The sequence below is a fragment of the Pseudoalteromonas sp. XMcav2-N genome (assembly GCF_024124545.1).
Classification (GTDB): Bacteria; Pseudomonadota; Gammaproteobacteria; order Enterobacterales; family Alteromonadaceae; genus Pseudoalteromonas.
Map to the genome: position 1 here is coordinate 1 of NZ_JAMXSF010000035.1, position 9,119 is coordinate 9,119.

At 48.5% G+C, this 9,119-nt stretch carries 7 protein-coding genes; 2 read left to right on the top strand and 5 right to left on the bottom strand.

The features are described from left to right. Window positions 1-542 precede the first annotated feature (542 nt). The gene (locus tag NH568_RS23760; RefSeq protein ID WP_253111221.1) at window positions 543-1,100 is read right to left on the bottom strand and encodes a VOC family protein; all 558 of its coding nucleotides are present in this window, start codon (window positions 1,098-1,100) and stop codon (window positions 543-545) included. Between the two features lie 241 nt (window positions 1,101-1,341). On the opposite strand from NH568_RS23760, the gene NH568_RS23765 reads away from it, so the two are divergent. Continuing rightward, window positions 1,342-2,229, top strand: a complete 888-nt coding sequence (locus tag NH568_RS23765) for an integron integrase (RefSeq protein WP_253111223.1) — start codon at window positions 1,342-1,344, stop codon at window positions 2,227-2,229. Window positions 2,230-2,310: 81 nt separating this feature from the next. On the opposite strand, the gene gcvP is transcribed toward NH568_RS23765, so the two are convergent. From gcvP to NH568_RS23785, 4 genes are all read right to left on the bottom strand, one after another. After that, on the bottom strand, window positions 2,311-5,208 hold the full coding sequence (gcvP, locus tag NH568_RS23770) for an aminomethyl-transferring glycine dehydrogenase (protein WP_253111235.1): 2,898 nt from the start codon (window positions 5,206-5,208) through the stop codon (window positions 2,311-2,313). Between the two features lie 193 nt (window positions 5,209-5,401). Then, entirely contained in the window at window positions 5,402-5,791 is a 390-nt protein-coding gene (gene gcvH / locus NH568_RS23775; RefSeq protein ID WP_054016478.1) for a glycine cleavage system protein GcvH, read from the bottom strand. A gap of 62 nt (window positions 5,792-5,853) precedes the next feature. Further along, entirely contained in the window at window positions 5,854-6,936 is a 1,083-nt protein-coding gene (gene gcvT / locus NH568_RS23780) for a glycine cleavage system aminomethyltransferase GcvT (protein ID WP_253111238.1), read from the bottom strand. An 80-nt stretch (window positions 6,937-7,016) separates the two neighbouring features. Then, window positions 7,017-7,607, bottom strand: coding sequence for a hypothetical protein (locus tag NH568_RS23785; protein WP_253111241.1), 591 nt, complete (start codon window positions 7,605-7,607; stop codon window positions 7,017-7,019). 129 nt (window positions 7,608-7,736) lie between these two features. Between NH568_RS23785 and NH568_RS23790 the strand changes: the two genes are divergently transcribed. Beyond that, complete coding sequence (locus tag NH568_RS23790) at window positions 7,737-8,582, top strand: LysR family transcriptional regulator (RefSeq protein WP_010385250.1); 846 nt, start codon at window positions 7,737-7,739, stop codon at window positions 8,580-8,582. Window positions 8,583-9,119: the final 537 nt, after the last annotated feature.

A 9,119-nucleotide genomic window follows, 5' to 3' on the forward strand; every position in this document is an offset into this window, starting at 1 on the left:
GTAACCAACAAACAGATTCAAGAAATAGAGCATAATTTAAACTCAAGGCCCAGGAGGTGCCTTGATTACAAAACTCCATTTGAAATCTATAATGAAAAAGTTGGTGCACTTCCAAGTTGAACCTGCCTCCTACACAAATGGAAAAAATTCGGTGGGTGTCTCTCAAAACAACCAAAAATAGCTAACTTGAACTATAGTGGTGCACTTCAATTTAGAACATAGCGCACGCTATGTACGCCAGTTTGGGGTGGGTGTCTCTGATCCGTCATAACATCCCTTCGAACTCTTGAGACTCTGACACGTAAGCAAACGATTCTTTTTCTTTCGTCTCTTTTTCAGCCGTGCAAGCCAATACATAAGGAGAAAGAAGAATTAACAAAAATATAGCGAGCTTCATCATACCTTCAAAACTTATAACGCCCAATTAAGGTGTGAGCCACGCTACCACAACACTCAACTTCGACTCCGTAAACACTAAATTTAACCCAAACCCAAAATGCCAAGCGTGGAGAATCACTCTTAAATTGTTTGTTAGGATATGGCTAACCAAGTACACCTAAACTATTCTTATGAACTATTTCCCAATCACTATTTGGAGAAAATCCAGGCATATTTCTAATCTCATTCTCTGTAAATTTGATTAACTCTTCATGAGATAAATCTAAATTTACAGCGAACTTACAGGGTTGATTCACATGCCAGGGAGTATCTGTGAAAATTTCAAACCTATTGTTTTCAGGATCACGAAAATATATAGACCAAGTAGTGCCATGAGATACTGTTTGCAAACTTATTTCAGAAACTGACTTTAATGATGAATTGAAGGCTTTCAATTCATCAATATTTTTAACTCTAAAAGAGATATGATCAACTGGACTTTCAAGAGTCCTGTGCGATTGCACTGGACTTAAAACAATTTGATGATGCTCTTCTGGGTTCCGACTTAAAAAAACCATACCATTTTGCCCTTCACCTCTATCAGTGACAACAAAGCCTAACTTACTTTTGTAAAAGTCTTCCATCTTAGCTAGGTCTTGAACGTATAGTTCAATATGACTTAACTGAATGTTTGGAAAGATAATCTCATCCATAGTTTCCATTTTCATCCTTAATATCCTAACAATTTATTCTACCCCAAAATGTCGGAACATAAACCGACAAAACGGGCTGTATTACATACCCTCATAGTCCCATGGAACAAACTCAAAGTAAACAATCGGTTGCAACCTGCAAAAACACACTTGTGTGAAAATTGGACAAAACGACACGTAATAATGTTATTGGACAACAGCCCAAACACTGTCTATACATCCAGTATCAACCTTACAAAATGGAACGTTCATGAAATCACCTTTTCTACTCATGCTGAAAGAGCAGATGTACCTGCGACGTTATGCCAAACGTACCATTGAAGCGTACCTAAAATGGACTGCTGCGTTTATTCGCTTTAACAATATGCGACACCCTACAACCATGGGGGATAAAGAAGTTGAACTATTTCTTAATCACCTGGTAAATGAACAAAATGTTGCTCAAGGCACACAAGCGCAGGCATTAAACGCCTTATGTTTTTTGTATAAAGAGATACTTAAAAAGCCATTGTCTTTACGACTAAACTTTACCAAAAGCCAACGTCCTCGCAAGTTACCGGTTGCATTAATAAAAGAAGAAGTTAGTTCATTACTTACTATGTGTAGCGCTCGACATTACCTGTCATGCGCCCTGCTTTATGGCAGTGGTCTAAGGTTGATGGAGGCAATGAGGCTTCGGGTTAAAGATATCGATTTTGATTATCTCTGCCTTCGAATATGGGACGGTAAAGGCGGTAAAAACAGAGTTGTGACGCTGGCTAAAGAGTTAATTCCCCTACTAAGAAGCCAATTCCACCAAGTCGAAAATTATCTGCAACTTGACCTGAAAAACCCGCAATACCCTCGCGTATGGCTACCCCACAGACTAAGACATAAATACAATAGGCATGAGAAGCAGGTTCAAAGAGCAGTAAAAAAAGCTGCGTATTTAGCTGGGATCACTAAGCAGGTAACACCGCATACATTACGGCACTCTTTTGCGACCCATCTGCTGCAAAATGGCGCTGATATAAGAACAATACAAACTCAACTTGGCCATAGTGACGTCCGGACAACTCAGATTTACACGCATATTATCCAGCAAGGAGGCCAAGGAGTGGTAAGTCCAATTTCTCACCTCCCACAGCGAATCAAATAACAGACAATAAAAAACCGCCTTAATCTCTCAAGGCGGTTTTCAAAAATCTAAGTCGTGGATTAACTCGACTCAAAAATTCACTTACTCAGCATAAGTCTCTACAGCCGGGCAAGAACAAATAAGGTTACGGTCGCCGTATACATCGTCGATACGGGTTACCGTTGGCCAGAACTTGTCTTTCGCTACTGATGCAACCGGGAATGCTGCATAGAAGCGGTCGTAGGCACGATCCCACTCGTTGCCCAGTACATCTGCCTGGGTGTGTGGTGCGAACACCAGTGGGTTGTTTTCTACTGACCATTCGCCGTTTTCTACTTTGGCGATTTCAGCGCGGATAGAGATCATGGCTTCGATGAAGCGGTCGATTTCTACCTTAGACTCAGATTCCGTTGGTTCGATCATCAGCGTGCCAGCAACCGGGAATGACATGGTCGGCGCGTGGAAACCGTAGTCCATCAAACGCTTAGCCACGTCCATTTCTGTGATGCCAGAGGCTTCTTTCAATGGGCGCAGGTCGATAATACACTCGTGGGCAACGCGGTCATTTCGGCCACGGTAGAGTACCGGGTAGTGCTTGCTCAGTTGCTCTGTCAGATAGTTGGCGTTCACAATGGCCATTTCAGTAGCCTGCTTCAGACCTTCGCTGCCCATCATGGCAATGTACGCCCATGAGATTGGCAGGATGGCTGCTGAGCCGTAAGGTGCCGCAGAAACTGCGCCGTTACCTTCGTTGGTGCCCGCTACTTTGATCACGCTGTGGTTAGGCATAAATGGCGCAAGGTGCGATTTAACACCGATAGGACCCACACCCGGGCCACCACCGCCGTGCGGGATACAGAATGTTTTGTGCAGGTTCAGGTGCGATACGTCAGAACCGATTGAGCCCGGGCTGGTTACGCCAACCTGTGCGTTCATGTTCGCGCCGTCCATGTAAACCTGGCCGCCGTGCTGGTGAACGATGTCACACACTTCACGGATGGCTTCTTCGTATACACCGTGGGTAGACGGGTAAGTAACCATGATACAAGACAGGTTCTCAGATACGTCTTCTGCTTTCGCGCGCAGGTCATCCAGGTCGATGTTACCGTCGCTGTCACAACCAACCACAACCACTTTCATGCTGGCCATTTGCGCCGACGCCGGGTTAGTACCGTGCGCAGAGCTTGGGATCAGACACACGTTACGGTGACCTTCGCCGCGTGACTCGTGGTATTTACGAATCGCGATCAAACCCGCGTATTCACCCTGAGCACCTGAGTTAGGTTGCAGTGATACTGCGTCGTAGCCTGTGATGTTAACCAGCCAGTCGTGCAGCTCAGTCATCATTACCTGATAACCCTGTGCCTGCTCTAACGGGCAGAACGGGTGTAGTTCAGCGAACTCAGACCAGGTAACCGGGATCATCTCAGCGGTCGCGTTCAGCTTCATGGTACAAGAACCCAGAGAGATCATAGAGTGGTTCAGTGCCAAATCTTTGTTCTCAAGACGCTTGATGTAACGCAGCATCTCAGTTTCGCTGTGGTAGCTGTTGAAGTTGTCGTGCGTCAGTACTTCGTCATCACGTACCAGGCTTGCCGGAATACCTGTGATGTTGTTTGCTGCAACTTCGCTGTCCAGTGCTGCCACATCTAAGCCGTGGCCTTCGCCCAGGATGATGTCGAACAGTTCTGCGATGTCACCGCGGGTGGTGGTTTCGTTCAGTGCAATTGAGTACTCGCCAGCGTGGTTGATGGCAAAGTTGACTTCGTTTGCAACGGCGCGCGCGACTACCGCGTCCTTGTCTGCGTCATTCGCAACCACTGTGATGGTGTCAAACCAGGTGTCGTGCTTCAGTGCTACACCTTTGGCCTTCAGGCCAGTTGCCAGAATGCTGGCGAAACGGTTAATGCGCTCGGCAATGGTTTTCAGGCCCTGAGGACCGTGGTACACCGCATAGAATGCAGCCATGTTGGCCAGCAGTACCTGCGCTGTACAAATGTTTGAGTTGGCTTTTTCGCGGCGGATGTGCTGCTCGCGTGTTTGCATTGCCATACGTAGCGCATCGTTACCTAAGCGGTCTTTTGATACACCAATGATACGCCCTGGCAGTGAACGCTTGTATGCATCACGTGTTGCAAAGAACGCAGCGTGTGGACCACCGTAACCCATAGGAACACCAAAGCGCTGTGCAGAACCCAGTACCACGTCTGCGCCCAGTTTACCTGGTGCTTTCAGTAACATTAAGCTCATGATGTCAGCGGCCACACAGGCAATCGCTTTTTTGCTTTGTACTTGTGCGATGATGTCTGTGATGTCGACCACTTCACCTGACGTCGTTGGATACTGGAACAGAGCACCGAAGATCTCGTGGTTTGCCGCATCGCTTGCAGGACCAACGATCACTTCAAAACCAAACTGCTCGGCACGAGTGGTGACTACGTCGATGGTTTGTGTGTGTACATCTTCAGCAATGAAGAACAGGTTTGCTTTTTTCGCTTTAGACACACGCTTAGCCAGCGCCATGGCTTCGGCTGCTGCGGTTGATTCATCAAGCAGTGACGCACTGGCCAGGTCAAGGCCGGTGATGTCCATGGTCATAGTCTGGAAGTTAAGCAAAGACTCAAGACGGCCCTGTGCAATCTCTGGCTGGTACGGCGTATACGCGGTATACCAACCTGGGTTTTCCAGTACGTTACGTAAAATAACGTTTGGCACGTGTGTCGGGTGGTAACCCTGACCGATGTAAGATTTGAAGACCTTGTTTTTGCTTGCTACAGATTTCAGGTAGCTCAGCGTTTCTACTTCGGTACGGCTTTCACCAATTTGCAGGCCTTGCTCTAAACGGATTGAGCTAGGTACTGTCTGACCGATCAGCTCTTCAACACTCGATACTCCAAGCGCAGCAAGCATGTCACTCACCTGAGCCGGGCTCGGGCCGATATGGCGACGAATAAAGTCTTGCTTTTGCTCTAGTTGTTCAAGAGATTTGGCGTTTGACATGTGTCCAGATTCCTATGATCCAAGTAAAAATGGGGGTGTCACTGTTGTTCGACCGGCCGGAGATTGGCTTAGCCTCCCGGAACGACGAAAATACCTTGGTAACAGTCACAGAGTTTAACGGTGTCGCCACGCCTCACATTGGGCGCAACTATAAAAGCCCCACGCAGGGGGCTTTTATGATATCTACAACGAATTAGTCTTCGTCGATGTTGGCTTCGTAGCCTTCTGCGTCAAGCAGGTTTTCAAGTTCGCTTTCGTCAGACGCTTTAACACGGAACAACCAGCCGTCACCGTAAGGGTCGTTGTTGACTGATTCCGGAGAGTCTTCCAGCTCTTCGTTGATAGCCACGATCTCACCACCGATTGGCGCGTAGATATCAGAAGCGGCTTTTACAGACTCAGCAACCGCGCAGTCTTCACCAGCATCAACTTCGTCACCTACGTCAGGCAGGTCAACGAATACCATGTCACCCAAAAGTTCCTGCGCATGCTCAGTGATGCCGACAGTGTAAGTGCCGTCGCCTTCAGCGCGAACCCACTCGTGAGACGTTGCGTACTTTAACTCGCTAGGAATGTTGCTCATTTTTTTGTTCCTTTGGTCGATTTATGTGGGCCATCGCCCGTTATTCTATTGTGCTCTGTGCGTTACAGAACCGACTTACCATTGCGTACAAAGCAAGGTTTAACCACTTTAACGTCTACCAGCTTTTTGCGCATTTCAACCTGAGCTGTGTCACCCGTAGAGCGAGGTACACGGGCCAAAGCTACGCTAAAGCCTAACGTCGGCGAGAATGTACCAGAAGTGATAACACCTTCGCCACCTTCTACGATAACTTTAGAGCCACCGCGCAGCACGCCTTTGCTCTCAAGTACCAGGCCAACCAGCTTGTCAGTGCTCTTGTCAGCACGTTGCTGCTCAATCACTTTACGACCGATAAAGTCACGCTCTGCCGGCTCCCACGCAATGGTCCACGCCATGTTAGCTGCCAGTGGAGAAACGCTTTCGTCCATATCTGAGCCGTAAAGGTTCATGCCCGCTTCTAAACGTAGCGTATCACGTGCACCTAGGCCAGCCGGACGGACGCCCGCGTCTAATAATTTTTGCCACAGTTGCGCTGCATCATCATTGTGTACAACGATTTCATAGCCGTCTTCACCTGTGTAGCCCGTGGTTGCAATAAACAGCTCTTCAGCTTGTACGCCAAAGAACGGCTTCATGCCTTCTACTGCTGCGTTTTGTGCATCGCTCAGGATAGTGGCTGTTTTTGCTTTGGCATTTGGACCCTGTACCGCAATCATTGCGTACTCAGGGCGCTCTGTGATGGCCACATCAAAGTCGGTAGCAACCGCATTCATATGTGCCAGATCTTTTTCGCGTGTTGCAGAGTTTACAACCAGACGATATTCAGTTTCTGTGAAGAAGTAGATGATCAAATCATCAATCACACCGCCCTGCTCGTTTAACATTCCGGTGTAAAGTGCTTTACCTGCAACTTTCAGTTTAGCCACATCGTTGGCAACCAGCTTGCGCAGGAATGCCTGGGCATCGGCACCTTTTACATCGACAATGGTCATGTGAGACACGTCAAACATGCCCGCGTCTTCACGCACAGCGTTGTGTTCTTCGATTTGGGAGCCATAGTTGATTGGCATTTCCCAACCGTGGAAATCAACCATTTTCGCGCCAGCTTCTAGGTGCTTGGCATGCAGTACTGTTTTAGAAGTCATACTCTTCCTTCACTTATTGTCATCACCCACCCGGTTACAAGCCAGGTGCATGTTCACCAGCGCAACACCGGTGAATGGGGTTAATTTGGGGCGTGTTCGTCTGGCTGAGCAAAACCCTGTTCAGCCAGTCGAGCCTGCCACAGGCTCAAAGATTCTTGGTTTGCAATCAGCTGGTACTGCTGCAGGCCCTGTTGTACTAAGGTAGTGACGAAAACGTCGCCGCTTTGTTTACCATAGCACGCCTGCAAGTCCGAAATTTGCAGACCCGGTGTCAGCGAAAAGCTGCTAAGTACCGTCTCAAGCGCAGCCTGACCGCTCAGTTGCGTAATGGCTAAGTCGCTGCGACGTACCAGTTCAATGTCGTAGTCGCTGTCATGTTTGCTTACCAGTGCTGAGAGTGCTTGCGCAGCGTCTTCGCTCAGCACGAAACGGTAGGCTGTTTCGCTAAAGTAATAAACAGCAAATGACTGTGCGCCTGCCAGCTGACCTTGCACACCCAGCCCGGGTGCCATCAGTTTGTTGAGGTTCAGCCCCAGCTCCTGATTCAGAAAAGGTGTGGTTTCAAATCCGCTGAAATCCAGTACGACCAGATCCTGTGGCGAGAAAATGCGATTTTCCGCCGCCACCGTGCCCTGACGGTGCTTAGCGAAGATGATTGGCGTGCTCATCATGCGACTATCCTGATGAAATTAAGATGGAGAAAAGTATAGGGATCCGTCTGCGCAACAACAAATTGTATTTATTTATCGTTTGATAAATAATATTAATGTATTTGGGTTTTATAAATTGATTTTATTAATATGAAAAACTTATCGATTGATGGCCTGCGCACCCTGGTAACTGTGGTTGAAGTAGGTGGTTTTGCCAAGGCCGGCGAGCTGCTGGGCCTGTCTCAGCCGGCAGTGAGCTTGCAGATCAAACGCCTTGAAGAACAACTGGGCTGTAAACTGTTCAAAAAACAGGGTCAACGTCAGGTACTCAACCAGTACGGCGAGCTACTGCTGCCTCAGGCCAAGCAAATGCTGCAATTCAACGATGGGATCATTCAGCAATTTACCTCTGAGAGCGTTACCGGCCGGGTACGTCTGGGGATCCCCAGTGAGTTTGCCGCACGCATATTGCCCGCCATCATCGGCGACTTTGTTTCTTTGTATCCGGACGTGGCGCTGGAAGTGAAATCCCGACTCAGTAAACATCTGTTATCGGTTTCTCGACAGGATCAGTTCGATTTGGTCCTGGCGCTGAACGAAGATCTTAATTCGTCAAATTATCCGGTGTTTATGCAGGACCAGCTGGTATGGGTGGGCGACCTGTCTTTGGCACAACAGCAGATTGTTACTTTGGTAACGGCGCCGGAGGGCTGTATTTATCGTCGCCGTGCCATTGAGGCACTGCAACAGGCCGGTCTGCAATACCGCATTGTGTACAGCAATGCCGATTTAACAGGGCTGACGGCTGCGCTTAAAGAAGGCCTGGGCATTACGGTGCTGGCTAAAAGTACCGTGCCGGCTACGCTCAGTTACCAGGCGCAAACGCCCTTTTTACCGGAGCTGGGTCAGATTGGTATCAGCCTGGTTAAAAACACCCAGGAATCTGCCCACGCGGTAAATAAGCTGGCCGAGTTTATTGCACTGCGCCTAGGGTAAGCATTGCTTTTGAGACCCGCGGGATGATGGGTGGCGTATATGGGAATGGGTGTAATTGGTGTCACTCCTGAGTCACCTGTTAGCAGATCCCGCATCAAGTGCGGGATGACGGTAGTTGGGTTTGAAAAGTGGTGTTTGATGCCAACTCCAGTCGCCTGTAAGTAGTTCCCGCATCAAGTGCGGGATGACAGGCTGTGTATGTGGGAATGGATGTTATGGTGTCACTCCTGAGTCACCTGTTAGCAGATCCCGCATCAAGTGCGGGATGACAGGCTGTGTATGTGGGAATGGATGTTATGGTGCCACTCCTGAGTCGCCTGACCCCTTTACACTCTGCCTATGATCACTCCTAATCGGTGTGCCTACACGCCGTCATCCCGGCCCCCGAGCCGGGAACTATTTGAGTTCAACGTAAGCGTATTTTTAGTCACCAAGTCGCCTGCTGGTAGATCCCGCATCGAGTGCGGGATGACTAAGGATGGATGCGAGAGTTGGTGCTTACAAGCAGTATTGAGTCGCCTAGCCCCTTTACGCTCT

What these genes read in the sequence shown, in the direction of transcription:
- NH568_RS23785 (WP_253111241.1), bottom strand. Translation starts at nt 7,607, where the DNA reads ATGATGAGCACGCCAATCATCTTCGCTAAGCACCGTCAGGGCACGGTG.
- gcvT (WP_253111238.1), bottom strand. Translation starts at nt 6,936, where the DNA reads ATGACTTCTAAAACAGTACTGCATGCCAAGCACCTAGAAGCTGGCGCG.
- gcvH (WP_054016478.1), bottom strand. Translation starts at nt 5,791, where the DNA reads ATGAGCAACATTCCTAGCGAGTTAAAGTACGCAACGTCTCACGAGTGG.
- NH568_RS23765 (WP_253111223.1), top strand. Translation starts at nt 1,342, where the DNA reads ATGAAATCACCTTTTCTACTCATGCTGAAAGAGCAGATGTACCTGCGA.
- NH568_RS23790 (WP_010385250.1), top strand. Translation starts at nt 7,737, where the DNA reads ATGAAAAACTTATCGATTGATGGCCTGCGCACCCTGGTAACTGTGGTT.
- gcvP (WP_253111235.1), bottom strand. Translation starts at nt 5,208, where the DNA reads ATGTCAAACGCCAAATCTCTTGAACAACTAGAGCAAAAGCAAGACTTT.
- NH568_RS23760 (WP_253111221.1), bottom strand. Translation starts at nt 1,100, where the DNA reads ATGGAAACTATGGATGAGATTATCTTTCCAAACATTCAGTTAAGTCAT.